General features: G+C 62.8%; 16 protein-coding genes. 13 read left to right on the plus strand and 3 right to left on the minus strand.

Annotated elements, in window-relative coordinates; translation table 11 throughout:
* The first annotated feature begins 2 nt into the window (after positions 1 to 2).
* The 4 genes from M0639_RS27575 (at position 3) to M0639_RS27590 (ending at position 5,098) form a co-directional block, all read left to right on the plus strand.
* Complete coding sequence (locus tag M0639_RS27575) at positions 3 to 872, plus strand: ChuX/HutX family heme-like substrate-binding protein (protein WP_231915119.1); 870 nt, start codon at positions 3 to 5, stop codon at positions 870 to 872.
* Between the two features lie 152 nt (positions 873 to 1,024).
* Positions 1,025 to 2,656: an ATP-binding cassette domain-containing protein gene (locus tag M0639_RS27580; protein WP_064075063.1), complete on the plus strand. Its 1,632-nt coding sequence runs from the start codon at positions 1,025 to 1,027 to the stop codon at positions 2,654 to 2,656.
* A complete protein-coding gene (locus M0639_RS27585) occupies positions 2,656 to 4,203 on the plus strand; it encodes an ATP-binding cassette domain-containing protein (RefSeq protein ID WP_064075064.1) in 1,548 nt (515 codons plus the stop codon). Before M0639_RS27580 ends, M0639_RS27585 begins: the two co-directional genes overlap by 1 nt.
* Before the next feature lie 580 nt (positions 4,204 to 4,783).
* The gene (locus M0639_RS27590; RefSeq protein ID WP_064075066.1) at positions 4,784 to 5,098 is read left to right on the plus strand and encodes a hypothetical protein; all 315 of its coding nucleotides are present in this window, start codon (positions 4,784 to 4,786) and stop codon (positions 5,096 to 5,098) included.
* A 230-nt stretch (positions 5,099 to 5,328) separates the two neighbouring features.
* On the opposite strand, the gene M0639_RS27595 is transcribed toward M0639_RS27590, so the two are convergent.
* On the minus strand, positions 5,329 to 6,414 hold the full coding sequence (locus tag M0639_RS27595) for an ABC transporter substrate-binding protein (protein WP_064075067.1): 1,086 nt from the start codon (positions 6,412 to 6,414) through the stop codon (positions 5,329 to 5,331).
* A gap of 54 nt (positions 6,415 to 6,468) precedes the next feature.
* Positions 6,469 to 7,299 (minus strand): siderophore-interacting protein, encoded by an 831-nt coding sequence (locus M0639_RS27600; protein ID WP_054826748.1) that lies wholly within the window; start codon positions 7,297 to 7,299, stop codon positions 6,469 to 6,471.
* 173 nt (positions 7,300 to 7,472) lie between these two features.
* On the opposite strand from M0639_RS27600, the gene M0639_RS27605 reads away from it, so the two are divergent.
* The 3 genes from M0639_RS27605 to M0639_RS27615 all read left to right on the plus strand — a co-directional run bounded on the left by M0639_RS27605 (position 7,473) and on the right by M0639_RS27615 (position 10,938).
* On the plus strand, positions 7,473 to 9,056 hold the full coding sequence (locus M0639_RS27605) for a helix-turn-helix transcriptional regulator (protein WP_064075068.1): 1,584 nt from the start codon (positions 7,473 to 7,475) through the stop codon (positions 9,054 to 9,056).
* A 157-nt stretch (positions 9,057 to 9,213) separates the two neighbouring features.
* The gene (locus M0639_RS27610) at positions 9,214 to 10,329 is read left to right on the plus strand and encodes an agmatine deiminase family protein (RefSeq protein WP_064075069.1); all 1,116 of its coding nucleotides are present in this window, start codon (positions 9,214 to 9,216) and stop codon (positions 10,327 to 10,329) included.
* A gap of 36 nt (positions 10,330 to 10,365) precedes the next feature.
* Entirely contained in the window at positions 10,366 to 10,938 is a 573-nt protein-coding gene (locus M0639_RS27615; protein WP_050654996.1) for a TetR/AcrR family transcriptional regulator, read from the plus strand.
* 3 nt (positions 10,939 to 10,941) lie between these two features.
* On the opposite strand, the gene M0639_RS27620 is transcribed toward M0639_RS27615, so the two are convergent.
* Positions 10,942 to 11,598, minus strand: a complete 657-nt coding sequence (locus M0639_RS27620; RefSeq protein WP_064075070.1) for a TetR/AcrR family transcriptional regulator — start codon at positions 11,596 to 11,598, stop codon at positions 10,942 to 10,944.
* A gap of 167 nt (positions 11,599 to 11,765) precedes the next feature.
* On the opposite strand from M0639_RS27620, the gene M0639_RS27625 reads away from it, so the two are divergent.
* Genes M0639_RS27625 through M0639_RS27650 form a run of 6 tightly spaced genes read left to right on the plus strand, consistent with a single transcriptional unit; the run spans position 11,766 to position 19,543 of the window.
* The gene (locus M0639_RS27625) at positions 11,766 to 13,154 is read left to right on the plus strand and encodes a flavin-containing monooxygenase (RefSeq protein ID WP_007730290.1); all 1,389 of its coding nucleotides are present in this window, start codon (positions 11,766 to 11,768) and stop codon (positions 13,152 to 13,154) included.
* Positions 13,151 to 14,305, plus strand: a complete 1,155-nt coding sequence (locus tag M0639_RS27630) for a serine hydrolase domain-containing protein (RefSeq protein ID WP_064075071.1) — start codon at positions 13,151 to 13,153, stop codon at positions 14,303 to 14,305. The genes M0639_RS27625 and M0639_RS27630 overlap by 4 nt, the downstream gene beginning before the upstream one ends.
* Positions 14,302 to 15,342, plus strand: coding sequence for an NAD(P)-dependent alcohol dehydrogenase (locus M0639_RS27635; RefSeq protein ID WP_030536186.1), 1,041 nt, complete (start codon positions 14,302 to 14,304; stop codon positions 15,340 to 15,342). The genes M0639_RS27630 and M0639_RS27635 overlap by 4 nt, the downstream gene beginning before the upstream one ends.
* A 19-nt stretch (positions 15,343 to 15,361) precedes the next feature.
* Positions 15,362 to 17,023, plus strand: a complete 1,662-nt coding sequence (gene casG / locus M0639_RS27640; protein WP_058038402.1) for a steroid-24-oyl-CoA synthetase — start codon at positions 15,362 to 15,364, stop codon at positions 17,021 to 17,023.
* Positions 17,020 to 18,765, plus strand: coding sequence for an N-acyl-D-amino-acid deacylase family protein (locus tag M0639_RS27645; RefSeq protein WP_064075072.1), 1,746 nt, complete (start codon positions 17,020 to 17,022; stop codon positions 18,763 to 18,765). The genes casG and M0639_RS27645 overlap by 4 nt, the downstream gene beginning before the upstream one ends.
* Complete coding sequence (locus tag M0639_RS27650; RefSeq protein WP_030536188.1) at positions 18,755 to 19,543, plus strand: SDR family NAD(P)-dependent oxidoreductase; 789 nt, start codon at positions 18,755 to 18,757, stop codon at positions 19,541 to 19,543. The genes M0639_RS27645 and M0639_RS27650 overlap by 11 nt, the downstream gene beginning before the upstream one ends.
* Position 19,544 lies beyond the last annotated feature (1 nt).

The raw sequence follows: 19,544 nt of genomic DNA on the forward strand, positions 1-19,544 counted from the left end.
GCATGTCGGACCTGGACGCACTGCTTGCGCGTCCAGGATTCCGCGGCGGACTGATCGACACCGCACCTGAGGTAGTCGGCAAAATGTTGCCGCTCTTGGACGACACGGTAGCAATCACCGTCGCAGGCCCGGTGGCTGTCAACGACTCGGGCAAGTACTCCGTTCCGACAGTTCCCGGCGATCCGTTGGTCTGCGCGCCCGGGCTCGTCTCTCTGCGTTTGAACGTTGCCTCCCTCGGCTCGGTGGTGACCACGGAAGCAGAGCAGCACATACCGCCGACGCTCCGCATGTTCGACATCCACGGATCAAGTTCACACACCACGTATTTGACCCCGGCCTCGGATCGTCTCGCCTTCGAAGCGATGCGAACTGCGCCGAGCACTGCGAGGGAAACAAGCCGTCCCATCCAGACGTCGAATACGCCCGCATTCTGGGCCCAGGCCGATCAGCTGACACAGCTCGACTTCATCCTCGCGGACGGCGGCAGCGAACGTCGTAGCGGCCTGGTCGCTCTGGGCGCCCTCGGTTACCGGCGAGTCGATCCTCACCTCATGGCTGCCGGGATGGAGCACCTGTCCTACCACCAACTGCCCGTCACGACCGTCGTCGCCGGGAACGGATGCCTGCAGATCCACCGTGGTGACCTCGACGCCGCAGCCATGTTCGGCGGGACATTGACTCTAGCCTCGGACACCTGCCGGACGATGATCGACCTGAATGGTGTCTCGGAGTGCTGGCTGACCCGCACCCACGGCGTTCACGGCCTGACCAGCTCGATCGAGATGTACGACTTCCGCCGCAAATGCGTGGCAGTCTTCACCCAAACGGTCCAACCGAACCCGCAGTCATGGGCGTGTGGGAAGACGTCATGAATTCCATCTCGGCCGCATCCTGACACCGACGGATGCTGGGCAAGTGTAAGAAATCGGCGTACGGCGATAACCACATGGAGCCATCGACCCCTAACCTTAGGTCTCGGTCATTTGTCGTGCCTGCACCCTGAAGCTGATTCAAGGAGTTATCCATGCCCCGCCCTCTCGTCGAACCGTCGCTGGTCCCGGCCTTGCGCCCGGCGCTGCCTGCATTGGCTGCCGGGGTCGTCGCGGCCGCAGCGTCGGGGGTCGCGATGCTCGGGGCGCTCTGGTGCGTCGTGCAACTCATCGGTGAACCGTCGATGACTTGGGCCGGGTGGGCATGTGCGCTATGGCTCGTGGGCGTCGCGCTCGCTGCCACATCGTCGTGGCTCTCGCACCACGCGGAATCGCTTTTCGAGGCCAGGCTTCGCCGCCAACTCGCAGCCCACCTCGTTCGCCTACCGGCAAGCACGCTGTCCCGCTACAGCGGAGACGCGCTGAGGAGGCTCGTTTCGGACGACATCTCGGCGCTGCACCATATGACTGCGCACCTACCGGCCGAGTTCGCCACACTCATCGTGGTCCCCGCGGTCACGATCGCGGCGTTGGTTGCCTCAGCCGGCCCCGTGGCGCTTCTCGCTCTGGCTCCCGGCATCGTGGCAGCTCTGTTCTACCTGGTCGTGATCCCCCGAATGGCCGCTCGGCACAGCGCCGAAAGTGCAGATGTCATGGGCGACATCGTGACTGCCGTGGACGACTATGCCCGCGGCATCCGCGTCTGCCGGATCTACGGCGCGCAGACCGGCGCTGCCGCCGACTATGCAGAATCGACAGCACGGTTCACCCGGGGAATGCAGGAGCGCGTTCGACTCGTGGCTACCCCTGCGGCCGTCGCCGTTGCCCTCATGCAGGCGACAGCGACGTTCGCGATCGCCTATGCCGTCGGATTTCACTGGGATGCAACGACGTTGGCCGCCACCATTCTCTTCAGCCTCGCAATCGTGACACCGGCCCTGCGACTCGGGCACGGCCTCGACTACGTCGCGGCTGGACGCTCTGCTGCGGTCCGGCTCGCCACTGCCCTGAACGAACCCACTCTCCCTGCCGGTGAAGCACTCACCGTTCCGGCGGCGAGTCCCTCCGACCACCTGGAGATCGTCGACCTGACTGTCACGATCACGGACCGCAGAGTCGTCGACGGCGTCACGCATGCATTCCGCCCAGCCGCGATCACTGCGATCACGGGACCGAGTGGAGCGGGCAAGTCGACGCTCCTGAAAGCATTGGCCGGCTTCGAGATCCCGGAACTGGGTACCGTCCGCTACGCAGGTCGTAGCATCACCGCGATCGACGAGAACCTGCGGCCACCGTCCGTTCTGCTCACACCCCAGGGCGCAGACGTGTTACCTGCCACGGTGCGCGAGAACATCGCGCTGGCCGCCCCCGATGCAACGGACGCGGAATACACCGCCGCACTACGCCGGGCACAGATCGACGTCAGCCTCGATGCCGACGCCACTTCACTCTCCGGAGGAGAACGTCAGCGCGTCGGGCTTGCTCGGGTGTTCCTCTCGCCCGCAGCAGTACTGCTGCTCGACGAGCCGACCAGTGCACTCGACGATCGCACGGCCGCCGAACTGCTGAAGGAATTGCGACACCTCGCACATGACGAAGGAAAGACGATTGTGATCGTCACCCACGACCCCGCTCTTGCAGACGATGCCGACGATCGACTCGACCTCGGCGGTCGAAACGTGAACGACGCTGCCTCGCACAGTGCAGCCCTGACTGGAGCCGAATAATGAACAGCGCCAATGTAGCCCGACGACGCTTGATCACCATCGGACTCGGTTGGGTGTCCGTCGCTGTCCTCGAGGCGATCGCGTACACCACCCTCGCGCTCTCGATCGCTGATCACCGGTCGCCGGTTCTCGTCCTGGCCACGGCCACCATCGCTCTATTCGTGACCGTCCTGGTCTCGCGGGGCGGTTACTTCACCGGGGCTCGACTCGTCGGCGATCTCTACGACGCTCTCGGCGATGCCTTCGCCCGTGCGAAACTGTCCTGGTTCACCGACGACAACCGGGCACTGCTCGCCACCGTCGCCGGGCGCGGGATCCCGTCGCTGATGAGTGTTCCCGCGCACCAACTTCAGACCTTCCTGGTTGCACCGCTGATCCCGCTGCTCCTGCTTCCTGGGATCGCGGTCGTCGCGGGGCCAGGTGTCATGCTGCTCGTCGGTGGACTGCTCGCCGTGTCGCTCGCCGCTCAGACGCTGGCCCAGCGTGCGCTCAGCCGAGCGGACGAGCGCCGACACGAAGCCGAGCTCGCAGCAACTCAGTCGACACTCGAACTCACCGATCATCTCGAATTACTGCGTACGGCAGCCGGTCCCACACGTTCCATCGAACGAATCGAGCGAAGCTGGCGGAATCAGGAAGCCGCGCTTGCACGGACAAATCTCGCCGCGGCACCAGCGACATTCATCTCGGCGATCGCCACCATTGTGCCGTTGGCAGGTGCAGTGATTTTCCTCGCTGCCACCGGATTCGACGATCCCGCAGCCGCTCTCGCCCTCGTCATCCTCACCGCCCGCGCCGCTGCGCCGCTCGACGAACTCGCCCTGGCCGGAATCGGAGTCAACGAGCTGCGCGCAACGGTTCGCGACTACCGCACAGCGACTTCGGCTCCCGCACTGGCCGAGCCCGCACCCCGGGACGCCGCGCGCCCTGTTGGAACTGACATCGAGGTCGCCGGGGTAGACCACGCTCCGGTTCTGCGCGGCATCACCGCGAAGATCCCCGCGGGTGGGCGAGTTCTCGTCGCAGGACGCTCGGGTACGGGGAAAAGCACACTTCTCGGGCTGCTCATGCGCTTCGATGATCCTGACCAAGGCAGCGTCACTCTGGGCGGAGTTTCACTGCGCGACTTGCCCTACGACGACCTGGCGGCACACATCGGCTACGTGCCGCAGGACCCACTCGTGTTCTCGGGCACCCTCGGGGAGAACATCGGACTTGGAAGACCGGGCGCTACCGAAACCGAGATCGAGGACGCCGCCAGGCGCGCTGCCCTCGGCGCCGTTCTCGACCGCTCGACGCTCGGCATTCATCAGGACATCGGACACCAGGGTGCCGCTCTCTCCGGTGGCGAACGTCAGCGGGTGGCGATCGCTCGCGCCTTCCTCAAAGACGCTCCCGTCCTGGTTCTCGACGAAGCCACCTCGGCCCTCGACGAGGCCACCGAGCGCCGTATCGCCGGCGCCGTGCGGGAATTGGCGGCCACCGTCTTCGTCGTCACCCACCGTGACCCCGCCATCTGGGAGCCCACCCGCACGATCACGCTGTGATATTGGTTGCCCCGCGGCCGGCTGTACATCTCGAATCATTCACAGGCAGTTGCGAGCCGAGCAAGTAACTGTCGGAACACTGTAGATTCGATTCCCGTCAGGGTGATGTGGAGTAACCCGTCCTCTGCCGCCCGGATTCTGCCGCGGACCGCATCAAGCAGGATTTGACCGCTGGAAGTTATCCCGACAGTGCGCTGCCGCTGATCGCGCGACCGTTCTCGACTGACGAGTCCCCGCGAAACCAACTCGTCCAGATGTCGTCCGAGCCGAGTGGGATCGCGGCGCGTCCGGCGAGACAGTTCTACTCGAGACATCGCCGTGCTCGATGCACCTTCGACCAAGATCGCGCACTCCCACGTCGACAGCACGGCGCGGATTCGGAGTTGCCTCGAATCGGCGGGGAATGTCCCGTCTTCGCTCGTGACGCGCGCCTAGCTGAAGCTACTGTTCGACCGATCATTTCTCTGTCGGACAATGGCTTCGGAACATTCGAGCTGCTAGAGCAGTCATGCGTTCATACGACATACATCGCCCCTATTGAACGGAACAATGATGTCGAGCATTCAATGAACGGAGCGAAATGAAAACTCGAATCTCGAGAGCCGTCCTGGTTGTAACTGCGAGTTTGGCGGTCCTCATCCCGGTGTCCGCGTCCACTGCAAGTGCAGCACCGACTGGGTGCACCACGGGCGGCGGCAACGCCTACTCCACAGCGTATTGCTCGGGCGGCTCCGGCCGCTATTGGGCATGGGCGAACTGCAAAATGACGACGTGGCCGTACTGGACCGCGACCGTGCATGGTGGATCAAAGGCTGCAAAGAGCGGCCAGCACGCGACGGTGCTGTGTCCGCCGCTTTACTTGGTGATCAACCGCGGCGTAGGTGTCGCGAACTAGTCAGGTCCAGGTGGGGTGTTCTCCCCCATCGTGAAAGTTGGAGACCGGCCGGACAACTCGTGGTCGGCCCTACCTTGTGCTGTCCTCTCGGTAATTGGTCGTGAGATCAAAGACCGGGATCAACTTCCCGACGGCAGAACCTCATCGGGCGAATACTGGGGAACGAGCAACCGCCACCACGCAAATATGTGGCGGCGGTTGTTCTTTCCCCAGTTCTACAGCATTGCCTTCTACAGCTTCGCGCTGATGAGCGGCACGATATGTTCAGCCGCCCACATCGTTCCGATCGGGCCACCGCTCGTGATTGCCCACAGAACGTCGCCGCCGTCGGCGGTGCGAGGAGGCAGGGCGACCCAACGACCGGAGGACACCGCTCCCAGCGCTTGGAAGAGCTTCCCGCCGGTCAGCTTGTCGAAATCCTCCTCGCTGCCGGCGGCACTGCGGCCGATCAGCAGGAAGTCCGCATCGATGTTCTCGAGAAGTTCCTCGCCGACAGTGCTTTGGGTGACGAACTCCTGTGCACGCGGGTTCTCGGCAAAACCGAGCTCGCCCAAGAAAGTTGCCGGCGCCGAGCCGGGCGCTGAAAGGTACTGCAACCCGTTGCCGGTTCCGTAGAAGATCGCCCAGGTTGCAGTCAAGCCAGTGAGTTCAGGGTTCTCCTGACGCACCTTCGCAAAGTATTGATCATGGTCGGTCACGATCTTTTCGGCTGCCTTCGAGAGGTCGAGTGTCTCGCCGAGTACGCGGATCGATTCCTTCCACGGCACGAGCATCCGCGACTTCGTGTCGGGGCTCGTCACCACCGGTGCGATGGAGGACAAACGTTCGTAGTAATCGCCCATCGACAAACCACCCAGGCCGTCGGCCCAGCCGACGGCGACGATGAGGTCAGGTTCGCTCGCGGCGATCGCTTCGACGGGAAGTGTGCCGCCCATCGCGAACTCGAAGGTGTCGAGATCCTCTGCGCCGTAAGGCAGCAAGTACGACTGGGAAGCCGACTCCTTGACCATCGACGAGGAGAGAACGGGTTTGACGCCGAGCGCGAGGAGCATTTCCGTGTCGACGGCATTGGGGACGATTGCGGCAACCCGCTCCGGGCGCTTCTCGAGAATACTTGTACCATATGGCGATTCCAGGGTCAGCGGGTAAGTAGTCGTTCCTTCCGCAGCGGGAAGGGCGTTCCCCTCCGAACCGGGAGTGGACGCCGTTTTCGAGTTTTCGGCCGAGGCCGAGCACCCGGACACAAGGAGCGCTGCGGCGAGCGCGGCCCCGATCAGTCCGATGATCCGTGATCGTCTGGTGCGCAGGACTGTCATTTCTGCCTTTCGGTGTTATCGAGCGCTTCGGTCTTACCGAGCGATGGAGCCGGGTCAGGAATCTGTGCGCACTGTGTCGCTGCGTTTCCAGTAGCCGGTGAAATCGATGTCGGTCTTCGCAATTCCTCGATCACGAATCAAATGACGCCGAAGCGAGCGAATCGTCGCCTGTTCGCCTGCAAGCCAAGCGAATACGCGTCCGTCAGGCCATTCGACTGCACTGACCGCGTCGAGCAACAAAGAAGTAGTGCCGGGCTCCGCCCCCTCGCGTGGCAACCACGTGACACTCACCCCGGGCAACTCGCGCACCGATTGAATGTGAGCCGAGTCCGCAATTTCGACGAACACATGCCCCCTGGCATCGGCAGGCAATTCCTCGAGCAGACGTGCGATCGCAGGTAGCGCCGTCTCGTCACCGACGACGAGCAGATACTCGCAATCTTCCGGGAGTCCCTGCGATACAGAGGGACCCGCGATGTGCATTCGGTCGCCCGGGCCGGCGTCGCGCGCCCAGGTGGTAGCAACTCCACCGCCGTGAACGACGAAATCGACGTCGAGTTCCCTTGTTCGCGGATCGTAACGGCGCACGGTGTACGCGCGGGCAAGTGGACGGCGTCCCGCTGCGAAAGTCACAGTGCCGTCGACTATCACCGGCAAGACCGGATCGGTTTCGCCAGGATAGGCGAACAACAATCGGAGGTCGTCGTCGAAGCCGGTGCTGACGAAGGCGGGCTCGGCAAAGCCGTCGGGGTTTGTGAAGGTGTCGAGCTGCGCTCCGGTGAGCGTCACTCTCCGCATGCCCGGCGTCACGTCTGTCACCCGACGTACCTCGAGTTCACGCAAGGTGACTGAGTACGCTGTTGTCGGACGGGTGTTTCGGGGCACGGAAAGACTCCTCGGAAGCGCACAGACGGGGGGGTTCGACCCACGCTCGATCACGGCGGAAGGGCCATTGAATAAAGCTAGCCTCCCCTAATCGGCTACGGTTATCCGTGCGTGCCGACTTCTTACACTCATCGGTGGCTGCGTGAGAAAGCATCTGAATCGGGAGGGCATACGTGGGACCACGGTTGGTGTTCTCCGCGGGCGAAGTCCCCGAGATCCCCGCGTCCCGACTCTCCTCGATCGCGAATGCACGTGAGCCACTGCTCTTCTGGGTACACACCGGACACGCGGAACTACAGATCGGCGACCGCACCCGCAGCGTGACCGCTGGGGCGGCAACCTGGGTGCCCGCGGGAATCGCCTACAGCATCCGAGTCGACCCGGGAGCGGTCGCGTTTCCCATTCCGATGCCCGCTGCCGACCTGCCGCCCACGTTGAACCGGATCATCGATTTCGAGATCCCGGCAGCCTGGCAGGACTGGCTCGTCCACCAGTTCGCGCACAACTTGGGATTTCTGCGCGGTGGGGCGACTGTGGGAGCCGGACTACTCGAGCTTGTCGCGGGGGCCCATTCCAACGACGCCGACGCTTCGGTGTCGTACGCCCCACCGAATTTGCCACGCTCGGCCGAGACCCTCGAGATCGCTCGCACGCTTCTACGGACGCCAGCCGACGACACGGAGCTTTCCCAGTTCGCCCGGCAACTCAAGATCGGCGTCCGCACCCTGCAGCGCCGATTCACGGAGGAGACGGGGTTGCCTTTCGCGCGTTGGCGCACCTCGGCCCGGATCGCGGCAGCAATCGCATACCTGAACTCCGGCCGCGAAATCGGATGGACGGGTGGGCAGGTCGGATTCGCGACGCCCGCGGGATTCACCCGTGCCTTCCGTGAACACACCGGTGTGACACCCAGTGACTACACACGTGCAAACCAAGGCTCAGCGCCGATCCATGAGAACGAGACCTTGGCACAGAGCGTCGCACTCTTGTCCGAGGAAGGCGCCCACTCAGGCTCGGCGCCGATACCGCCGACGATTCCCGCAAGCGGAACGTGGGCCAGGGTCAACAACTTTCACGTCATCGTCTGGATCTACCGAGGCTCCGCCCGGGTCGCTTTCGGCGACCGAACCTGGAATCTGAGGCGGGGCGACGCGATGTGGCTTCCCGCGGGAGTACGCAACAGCGTCGAGATCGCGGAGGGTTCGCTTCTACTTCCGCTCGGATCCCAGCCTGGCGACTCTCCCGTCACTGCACCGCCGCCACGAGTGCTGCACTTCGCGCGCGAAGCGGAGGCGTATCTGTTGCACACGGTCGTTGCGAATTACACCCTTCTGCGCCCCGAAATCCATGACCCAGCGAGGATCTCGAGGCTGATCCGAAACAGCGCGGCGACGCGGACACCCGGCGGCCGAACCGATCCTGTCGAAGCGATCCTTACCGCACTCCGCGCGGACCCCACCGATTCGCGCACGCTGCCGGAGTGGAGCGCTCGACTCGGCGTCGACGAGGGCCTGCTCCACAGACGCTTCGTAGCGGCCACCGGCCAGAGCTTCCCGCGCTGGCGCGGTCAGTTGCGGATGACCCTCGCCCGCGCTTATCTCGAGGAGGGCTTCTCGGCCGGAGAGACCGCCCGTCGACTCGGCTACGCGCACGCGTCCGGATTCACCAAGGTCTTCATCGGTGCCCACGGCATGTCGCCCCGGGACTACCAGCGCCGTGGATGGCGGGGAACGGTCGAAGGACTCATCGACTCGTGACCTTCCGACGGATGAGTCCTTCGATCCGTCGTGTCGCCCGCCGAAACGGTCTCGAACTGGCACTACTTCCTTGACTAAATTTTCAGTCAAGGTTTACGCTCCATGCAAGCAGGACGCGGACCGGGCGCGCACGCACACAGCACAAGGAGTCACCGCAATGCAAAGACGTCGGTTCATTCAGGCAGGCGCCGCTGCGCTCAGTGGCCTCTTTTTGGCAGGCTGCGGCGATTCCGACTCAGCCTCGGGCGGGAGCAATGGAGACGACGATCTTCGCGAGTGGGTGATGCCGGAAGAGGGGGATCCGCACAAGCGCACCTGGATGGCGTTCGGTGCCAGCGAAGCGATCTGGGGAGCAGCCCTCCTGCCCGAAGTCCAGCGCAACCTCGCGACTATCGCGCAGACCATCGCGCAGTTCGAGCCCGTCTCGATGCTTGTTCGTTCCGAGGAACTGGGCTTGGCTCGCTCCCTCGTCGGCCCATCGGTCGAACTGATCGCCGCGCCTCTCGACGACCTCTGGATGCGCGACACCGGCCCTGTATTCGTGAAAGGCAACGGGACCAAAGCGGGTATCGATTTCAACTTCAACGGTTGGGGCGAGAAGCAGGATTTTGATAAGGACGGCCAGGTCGCAGCTTTCGTTGCCGCCCGTGCGGGAGTCGAATCATTGCCTACCGACCTGATCCTCGAAGGCGGCGGCATCGAGGTCGACGGCGAAGGCACAGCCATCATCACCGAAAGCTGTGTACTCAACAACAACCGCAACCCGGGATGGTCGAAGTCGGACGTCGAGGCCGAACTCGGCCCCCTGCTCGGTCTCGACAAGATCATCTGGCTACCGGGAATCGCCGGCAAGGACATCACGGACGGCCACACGGACTTCTACGCCCGTTTCGCACGCCCAGGTGTCGTGGTCGCAGGCCTCGACACAGACCCGGAGTCGTTCGACCACGACGTGACCGCACGTCACCTCGAGATTCTCCAGAACGCGACCGACGCACAGGGACGGAAGCTGGAAGTGGTGGTCCTCGAGGCGCCGGTCGCGATCAGGCCCGACTTCGAATCGGACGATTTCGCAGCCGGATATATCAACTTCTACGTATGCAATGGGGCGGTCATCGCACCCGAGTTCGGTGACCCCGAGGCCGACCAGGCCGCCAGAAGTGAATTGGAGCGCCTCTTCCCCGACCGCCGTGTCGTGCAGATCAACATCGACGCCATCGCCGCGGGTGGTGGCGGCATTCACTGCACCACCCAGCAGGAACCCGCGGACTAGAAACCTGTCCCGACCACCCTCGTAGAATTCGGACTCGTGTCGAACCGCCAAACGCAAATCTTGGAAGCAGCAGTCCGCGTCATTGCCCAACACGGCGTACGCGGGCTGAGGGTGGAGACGCTCGCTGCCGAGGCCGGAGTGTCGACGGCACTCATCTACTACCACTTCCAGAACCGTGCAGGTGTGCTGCGCCGGGCCCTCGATCACATCAACGATCGCGCCGCGCTGTACACCGAAAGCGCCTTCACGGAGACAGACCCTCGTGCGCAACTCGAGCAGATGCTCCTGCTGGAGTTTCAGAATGCCCCGAAGATTCGAGAGAACAGCATCGCCTGGGGTGAACTCCGAGCAAGCGCAGTCTTCGCCGACGAACTGCGCGAACCGCTACGCACCACGACGCAAGAGTGGGCCGACGACGTCGAATCTTTGATCCGCCAAGCGCAGGATGCCGGGCTCGCTGACCCGAAGGCAAGCCCGGCCGACGCCGCCGAGCGACTCACCGCCCTGGTCGAGGGTCTGAGTGAACGCTGGCTGAGCGGCTCGATCCCCATCGAACGAGCCAGAGAACTGCTCACCGGTGCGATCGGCGTGGAGATCGATCCGAGCTAGCCTCTACCGCTCGTCGACGCCCTTCGATTCCGGCGACAGAGCCGGGAACCAGATGTCGGTCAGAACCTCGGCAGCCTGAACCCGTGTCACGTCGATCGTCCCCTGCACGGCCCAGCGTGTGAAGAATCGCTCCAACTGACTCACGAGCAGTTCGACGCGCAACCGTGCCTCGTCGTGCTGTTCCGCCGGCCAACGGCCCAGGTACTTGGGCATGGCATTCGGTAGTTGGGTCATACCGTCTCGCGCTGTCTCGCGGAACTCCGGTTCGAGTGCCACGGCCTCGTCCCAGGCCGGCAGCAGGCGTTTGTTCTCGTCGAACCAGTCGAAGGCACGCTCCAGCCAAGCCGTGAATTCCACGCGAGAGTTCGTGTCGAGAACCCGATCGAGATCGATGTAGAAAGCGAACGCACTCGCCGCCATCCCGGCCGCGCCGATCGTCTTGAGCATCTCCACCTTGCTGGCGAAATGCACGTAGAACGTGGCTCGACTGCATCCGACGACCGAGGCGATGTCGTCGACCGTGACAGCCGCGTATCCCCGTTCCTCGAACAGAGTGCGTGCGGCGTCCACGAGTTTGGCCCGCGTCGCGCGTTTCTGCTCGTCGCGAAGTGTTCCCCGCCTGTTCTTCGGGCCGTCCGTAGTCGTGCTCACGTCGCCCACCTTGCTCGCATTTCAACCTCCTGGCAAATCACCGACTCGCCGTCACCAAAAAACATTGCGTCATTCATTGACACAACGTCAGCGAATGGCGCACTATGACTCAAGTCACTTCTCGGGCTTCGATTCTTCTTCTCGCACGCCCGAGACAGAACAGAAAGCGATGGCGAATGAGCCCCTCCCCCTTGCCGAGCGTGTGCATCATCGGCGCCGGGCCTACCGGAATCACGACGGCCAAGCGAATGAAGGAATTCGGAATACCCTTCGACTGCTACGAAGCGTCCGACGAGGTCGGCGGAAACTGGTACTACAAGAATCCCAACGGGATGTCGGCCTGCTACCAGAGCCTGCACATCGACACGTCGAAGTGGCGCTTGGCATTCGAGGACTTCCCGGTCTCCGCTGACCTTCCCGACTTCCCGCACCACTCCGAACTCTTCCAGTACTTCAAGGACTACGTCGAGCACTTCGGACTGCGTGAGTCGATCATCTTCAACACCAGTGTTGTTGCAGCAGAACGTGATACAGACGGGCTGTGGACCATCACGCGCTCGGACGGCGAAGTTCGCACCTACGACGTCCTGATGGTCTGCAACGGACATCATTGGGATCCCAACATCCCGGACTACCCAGGTGAGTTCGACGGGGTCCTCATGCACAGCCACAGCTACAACGACCCGTTCGACCCGGTCGACATGCGCGGCAAAAAGGTAGTCGTGGTCGGAATGGGCAACTCCGGCTTGGATATTGCCTCCGAACTGGGCCAGAGATACCTCGCCGACAAGCTCATCGTGTCGGCTCGCCGTGGAGTCTGGGTACTGCCGAAATATCTCGGCGGTGTACCCGGCGACAAACTGATCACCCCGCCCTGGATGCCGCGTGGTCTACGACTGTTCCTGAGTCGTCGATTCCTCGGCAAGAATCTGGGAACGATGGAAGGCTACGGTCTGCCGAAGCCGGACCACCGCCCCTTCGAGGCCCACCCCTCGGCCAGCGGCGAGTTCCTCGGACGCGCCGGCTCAGGCGACATAACCTTCAAGCCTGCCATCACCAAACTCGACGGAAAGCAGGTTCACTTCGCGGACGGCACCGCCGAGGACGTCGACGTGGTCATCTGCGCCACCGGCTACAACATCAGCTTCCCCTTCTTCAGTGATCCGAATCTGCTGCCGGACAAAGACAACCGATTCCCACTGTTCAAACGAATGATGAAGCCCGGAATCGACAACCTCTTCTTCATGGGACTCGCGCAGCCCATGCCGACGCTCGTCAACTTCGCCGAGCAGCAGAGCAAGCTCGTCGCGGCCTACCTCACCGGTAAATACCAACTGCCGTCCGCGAACGAGATGCAGGAGATCACCAAAGCCGACGAGGCGTACTTCCTCGCCCCCTATTACAAGTCACCACGCCACACGATTCAGCTCGAGTTCGATCCCTACGTCCGCAACATGAACAAGGAAATCGCCAAGGGCACCAAGCGTGCTGCGGCCTCCGGAAACAAGCTACCTGTTGCCGCGCGTGCAGCAGCACATGAACTCGAGAAGGCGGATCGCGCATGAGTGTGGTGAACGGTCACTGCGACACCGAGTTCGACGCCGTCCGAGCGGCTTTCGAGGCTCAACTCGAATCCGGTGAAGAACTCGGCGGCTCCGTTGCCATCACCGTCGACGGAGAATCCGTGGTCGATCTCTGGGGCGGGTACGCCGACGAATCCCGTACCACTCCATGGGGCAGCGACACCATCGTCAACACGTTCTCCATCACCAAGACCATGACGGCCCTGTGTGCGCTCCTGCTGGTCGAACGCGGCCAATTGGACGTGTACCAGAAAGTTGCTCACTACTGGCCCGAATTTGCGGCAAACGGTAAGGAAGACATCGAAGTTCGCCACCTCCTGTCGCATACGTCTGGCGTCTCCGGTTGGGAGCGCCCGATCGAACTGACGGACATCTACGACCTCGAGGCGTCCACCGCTCGCCTCGCTACCCAGAAGCCTTGGTGGACCCCGGGTACGGCGTCGGGCTATCACGCGATCAACTACGGCCATCTCGTCGGTGAGGTCATTCGTCGCATCGACGGGCGAACTCTCGGCAGGTTCTTTGCCGAAGAGCTTTCCGGTCCACTGGGAGCCGACTTCCATATCGGCACGTCCGCAGAGCATTTCGGTCGAATCGCCACCATGGTTCCGCCGCCCGCGTTGGAGTTCGACCTGTCCACGCTCGACCAGGACAGCATCTTCATCAAGACCCTGACCTGCCCACTGCTCGACTACCCCGAGGTCAACACCGCACCCTGGCGGGAAGCCGAGATCGGCGCAGTCAACGGCCACGGCAACGCACGTTCTATCGCTCGGGTCCAATCCCTGATCTCGAACGGTGGTGTGCTCGACGGCCGGAAGCTGCTCTCGCAGAGCACCATCGACCTGATCTTCGAGATCCAAGCCGACGGTATCGATCTCGGGATCATGACACCACTCAAGTTCGGCATCGGCTACGGACTGCCACATCCGGTTACCGCGCCACTGATTCCCGACGGGCGCACCTGCTGGTGGGCAGGTATCGGCGGCTCGATGCTGGTCAACGATCTGGACCGACGGATGACCTTCGCCTACGTCATGAACAAGATGGCACCGGGTCTGATCGGATCCGACCGCAGCAACGCGTACCTGAGCGCCGCATACAACTCCGAGGTCAGCGAGGTCAGCTCATGAAGGCAGCCCAGCTCATGGGGCCCGGGCTCCTGGAAATCAACGACGTGCCGGTCCCGGAGATCGGCCCGTCGGAACTACTGATTCGGGTGGGCGCAGCGGGAATCTGCCACTCCGATCTCCATCTCCTGCACTTTCCGTACAAGATGCGCGAAGAACCGCTGACGATCGGCCACGAAATTGCCGGAACGATCGAAGCCGTCGGGAGTGGCGTCGACGGCCGTTCCGTCGGAGAGCGTGGCGTCGTCTACCTCTGTTGGTCATGTGGACAGTGCCGAGAATGCATGAGCGGCAACGAGAATATGTGCCTCGCCGCTGGACGCACCGCGATGCCGCCCTGCCCCGGACTCGGCCCTGAGGGCGGGATGGCCGAGTACGTCAAGATCCCGGCTCGCTCCTTCGTACCCATCGGCGACCTCGACTTCCTGCAGGCCGCACCACTCGCCGATGCAGCGCTGACGAGCTACCACGCCATTCGCGGTGCCCGCGAACATCTCCAGCCCGGTGCCACCGCCGTCGTGATCGGCGTCGGCGGACTCGGTCACGTTGCAGTACAGATACTTCGCGCGATCAGTGCCGTGCGCATCATCGCCGTCGATGTCGGACAGGATCAACTCGATCTCGCCAAACGTTGCGGCGCCGACATCACGCTCGAATCGGGACCGGACACCGCGCAGCACATCCTCGACCTCACATCGGCCAGAGGCGCAGAAGTCATCTTCGACTTCGTCGGTATCGACGCAACTGCACAGATGTCCGTTCAAGCGGTTGCGCCGAACGGCGCGTATCGCATGGTAGGTCTCGGAGGCGGAAACCCCGGAATCACTGCCGAAGCTGCCGGCGGACCAGGCTGGCCGTGGGGCGCATCGATCCGGAAGTCGTACGGCGGCACCAGAAACGACCTCGTCGATTCCATCGCCCTGGCACAGGCCGGTCTGGTAACGGTAGAAGTAGCCCGCTTCGACCTCGCTGATGCCCGCGACGCACTCGACCGTCTCGAACACGGCAAGGTCACCGGACGCGCAGTGCTCGTACCCTAATCTTCGAAAGGCACTTCACGTGACTACTTCCGCTGATACACAAGCATTCATCGCGTCCGTCATGGCCGGGCTGACCGGCCCCGGTGGTCCTTTCGAGATGCAAGTCGAGGATGTACTGGGCAGTTCGATGCCCGTCATGAAGAACCGCGACAAGGCACTCGGCGACGTGCTCGCTGCATCCTTCGACTACGGATCACGCGACTATCTGGTGACCAAGGACCGACGCTTCAGCTACCTCGAGCACGGCGAGGCCGTAGCAGCATTGGCGACGGCGCTGCGCGAGCGGTACGGCGTCCGCAAGGGTGATCGGGTCGGCATACTTGCTGCCAATACGCCGGAATGGGTGATGACCTTCTGGGCGGCTCAGTCCCTCGGTGCCATCGCCGTCGGATTCAACTCGTGGTGGGTGGCCCGCGAGGTGGCGTACGGCATCGATCACACCACCCCTACAGTGGTGATCGCCGACGCCAAACGCGCGCAGATTCTTTCCGAACTGAACACCGATGTTCCCGTGCTCACGATGGAAGAAGATCTACCTACCTTGTTGGAGAAGTATTCGGGTTCTGCACTGCCCCGCACGTCCGTCGACGAGGACGATCCGGCCGTCATCCTGTACACGAGCGGAACCAGCGGCCGCCCCAAGGGGGCTGTTCACAGTCACCGAAACGTGTTGGCCGTCATCGACTACCACCGCTACAGCGATCGCCTCGCTGCGGCGTTCACCGGCAAACCCAGCGACGGCCGACCGAGTGACTTGCGGTATCTGCTGACCGCGCCGCTGTTTCACATTGCAAGCCTGCATAACCTGGCGATCCCACGACTCGCGACGGGCGGAGCGGTGGTCATCCATCAGGGCGCCTTCGACGTCGACGAAGTCCTTTCCCTCGTCGAACGCGAGAAGGTCACCAACTGGGCGGTCGTACCCACCATGGCAACCCGTCTCCTCGAGTACGGCAGTCTCGAGAAGTACGACCTGACCTCACTGAGGGCTTTTGCACTCGCGTCTGCACCGTCATCTCCGGCCTTGCAGGACCGCCTGCGCGCACGCCTGCCTTTTGCGCAGCACACCTTGGTCGACAGCTACGGGCTCACCGAATCCTCCACCGGCATTTCAGTTGCCACACCACCGGAACTTGCCGCGTTCCCCGGAACTCTCGGCCGGCCGATCATCGGGGTGAGCGTGGAGGTGCGCGACCCCTTCGGTGTTGCAGTCCCCGACGGCGAGGAAGGTGAGATCTGTGCGCGCAGCGCCTATGTGATGTTAGGGTACTGGAACGACGAGACCGCGACTGCAGCCGCTATCGGTCCTGATCGATGGCTCCGAACCGGCGACTTCGGAGTGTTCGAGGACGGCCGACTCCGCCTGACGGGTCGCCGATCCGACCTGATCCTGCGCGGCGGCGAGAACGTCTACCCTCTCGAAATCGAGCAGACCATCGACGAGCATCCCGCCGTACTCGAATGCGCTGTGATCGGCATTGATTCGGCAGACCTCGGCCAAGAAGTTGCAGCCGTCGTCGTTTTGCGGAGTGAGGGAGCCGCCGGCGAAGAAGAACTACGCGACTACGTCGCCGAACGACTGGCTTACTTCAAGGTGCCGGTGAAGTGGAAACTGAGCACAACTCCTCTGCCCCGCAATGCAACCGGAAAAACGATACGTGCAAAGGTGGTTCTCTCATGACCTACGACGCCGTGATCAACAACGGTCTGTGGTTCGACGGCACCGGGGCCAAACCAGCTGTCCGCAATCTGGGTATCCGCGATGGGTTGGTTACTGCCATCTCCCTCGATCCACTCGACGAAACCGACTGTCCCCGTGTCATCGACGCGAGGCGCAAGTGGGTGATCCCGGGCATCGTGGACATCCACACTCACTACGACGTCGAGATCCTCGAAGGCCCGGCGCTGAGCGAATCTCTCAGACACGGGGTCACGTCGATCTTTGTCGGATCGTGTTCCCTGTCCACCATTCACGCCAGCCCCTCCGACGCGGGTGATCTCTTCGGCAGAGTAGAGGCAATTCCGCGTAAGCACGTCGTCGACGCACTCAACCGTGCCAAGACCTGGAACTCTGCGAGCGAGTATGTTGCTGCACTAGAGGCGCTTCCGCTAGGTCCCAACGTTGCAGCCTTCATCGGACACTCCGATATGCGGGCCGCCGAGATGGGACTGGATCGTGCTACCAGGAAGGACGTCCATCCCACAGACGCCGAACTCGCGTCGATGGAAGCACAGTTGACCGAAGCTCTCGACGCAGGATTCGTCGGGATGTCCAGTCAGCAATTGTTGTTCGACAAACTCGACGGCGAGACCTGCCGCTCACGCACGCTGCCGTCGACGTATGCAACCACGAAAGAACGACGCCGACTCAATGCGATCCTGCGCCGTCGGGGACGGGTATTTCAGGCCGGACCTGACCTCTCCAACCCGATGAGTACCGGAGCGATGGCGTTCTCCAGCGCGGGTATCTGGCGTAAGCGACTCAAGACGAGCATGCTTTCGGCGGCCGACATCAAGTCCAACAAGTTGGCCGTGGTGATACTCGGCCCACTGGCACACTTGGTCAATCGACTCGGCGGCGACCTGCGCTGGCAGCACCTACCAGTTCCCTTCGAGGTATATGCCGACGGCATCGACCTGGTTGTCTTCGAGGAGTTCGGATCCGGCGCTGCAGCACTGCATCTGACCGACGAGATGGAACGCAACGTCCTCATGCAGAGCGAGGATTACCGTCGACAATTCCGCAAGGACTACGACCAGAAGTTCGGTGTCAAAGTTTGGCATCGCGATTTCTTCGACGCCGAGATCGTGTCCTGCCCCGACGAATCCCTGGTCGGCAAGAGCTTCGGGCAGGTCGGCGTCGAACGTGGCGGCCTCCACCCTGTCGATGCATTCCTGGATCTGGTCCTCGAACACGGCACGAAAGTGCGTTGGCGCACAACCATCTCGAACCACCGGCCGGAGGCTCTGGACAAGTTCGCCCAGGACAATGGCGTCCAACTCGGGTTCTCCGACGCCGGAGCGCATTTGCGCAACATGGCGTTCTACAACTTCGGCTTACGCCTACTACGACGTGTCTACGATGCCCAAAAGGTCGGCCGTCCGTTCATGACCGTCGAGGCAGCGGTGCATCGTCTCACCGGTGAACTCGCCGAGTGGTACGACGTCGATGCCGGGCACCTTCGATTAGGTGATCGCGCCGACCTGGTTGTGATCGATCCCGCTCATCTCGACGATTCGCTCGACGCGTACGCGGAAAGCCCGGTTGTGGAGTACGACAACCTCTCCCGCATGGTCAATCGCAACGACCAGACCGTCACCGCAGTGTTCGTCGGCGGCGAGTACGTCTTCGGCGACGGAGAAGCAGCACCCGTTCTCGGCAACCGCCGAACCGGAAAGTTCTTGAAAGCAGGTGCCCATTAACACGTCCAGATTTGCCGGGAAAACAGCAGTCGTCACTGGAGCAGCATCAGGTATCGGTGCAGCCATCGCACTAAGGCTTATCGACGAAGGCGCACAGGTAGCTGGAATCGACATCGCTGCAGAGGGTTTGAAAGAGATAGCCTCCCAGCACGGCGGGGCCTTCCTCGCCGTTCCCACTGACGTCACCAAGGAATCCGATGTTGCCGAGGCCCTTGCCGCGGCGGCGGCGGAATTCGGCGGTATCGATCTGGCTTTCAACGTTGCCGGTGCGTCGAGGGTGGGGCAGATCGTCGACCTCGACGAGGCCGACTGGGACTTCACCATCGACCTGGTGCAGAAGGGCGTCTTCCTCTGCACCAAACATGAAGCGCGGCATATCCGAGAGCATGGTCGCGGTGGTGCGATAGTCAACGTGTCCTCATTGAACGCGCACGTGCCGAGCCCCTACGGGAGCGCATACGCGACAGGCAAAGCCGGAGTCGAGATGTTCAGCAAGAATGCCGCGATCGAACTGGCTGCGTCGGGGATCCGGGTCAATGCCGTTCTACCCGGCCTGGTCGACACGCCACTGGTCGCGCCGGTCATGAACTACGAACCCGCCCGCGACATGTTTCTCAGCCGAATCCCCATGTCCCGAGCAGCAACTCCCGACGAGATCGCGGGCCCCTGCCTCTATCTCGCCAGCGACGACGCCTCGTACATCACCGGAACCAGTCTGGTCGTCGACGGCGGCTGGGAGGTCTCGAACTACCCGGATCTGACGACGCTGGGCAACTAGT

It is taken from the genome of Rhodococcus qingshengii JCM 15477, assembly GCF_023221595.1.
Taxonomy (GTDB): Bacteria; Actinomycetota; Actinomycetes; order Mycobacteriales; family Mycobacteriaceae; genus Rhodococcus_F; species Rhodococcus_F qingshengii.

Coding starts and splice junctions, on each gene's coding strand:
- M0639_RS27575 (WP_231915119.1), top strand. CDS start 3: ATGTCGGACCTGGACGCACTGCTTGCGCGTCCAGGATTCCGCGGCGGA.
- M0639_RS27580 (WP_064075063.1), top strand. CDS start 1,025: ATGCCCCGCCCTCTCGTCGAACCGTCGCTGGTCCCGGCCTTGCGCCCG.
- M0639_RS27585 (WP_064075064.1), top strand. CDS start 2,656: ATGAACAGCGCCAATGTAGCCCGACGACGCTTGATCACCATCGGACTC.
- M0639_RS27590 (WP_064075066.1), top strand. CDS start 4,784: ATGAAAACTCGAATCTCGAGAGCCGTCCTGGTTGTAACTGCGAGTTTG.
- M0639_RS27595 (WP_064075067.1), bottom strand. CDS start 6,414: ATGACAGTCCTGCGCACCAGACGATCACGGATCATCGGACTGATCGGG.
- M0639_RS27610 (WP_064075069.1), top strand. CDS start 9,214: ATGCAAAGACGTCGGTTCATTCAGGCAGGCGCCGCTGCGCTCAGTGGC.
- M0639_RS27625 (WP_007730290.1), top strand. CDS start 11,766: ATGAGCCCCTCCCCCTTGCCGAGCGTGTGCATCATCGGCGCCGGGCCT.
- M0639_RS27630 (WP_064075071.1), top strand. CDS start 13,151: ATGAGTGTGGTGAACGGTCACTGCGACACCGAGTTCGACGCCGTCCGA.
- M0639_RS27635 (WP_030536186.1), top strand. CDS start 14,302: ATGAAGGCAGCCCAGCTCATGGGGCCCGGGCTCCTGGAAATCAACGAC.
- M0639_RS27645 (WP_064075072.1), top strand. CDS start 17,020: ATGACCTACGACGCCGTGATCAACAACGGTCTGTGGTTCGACGGCACC.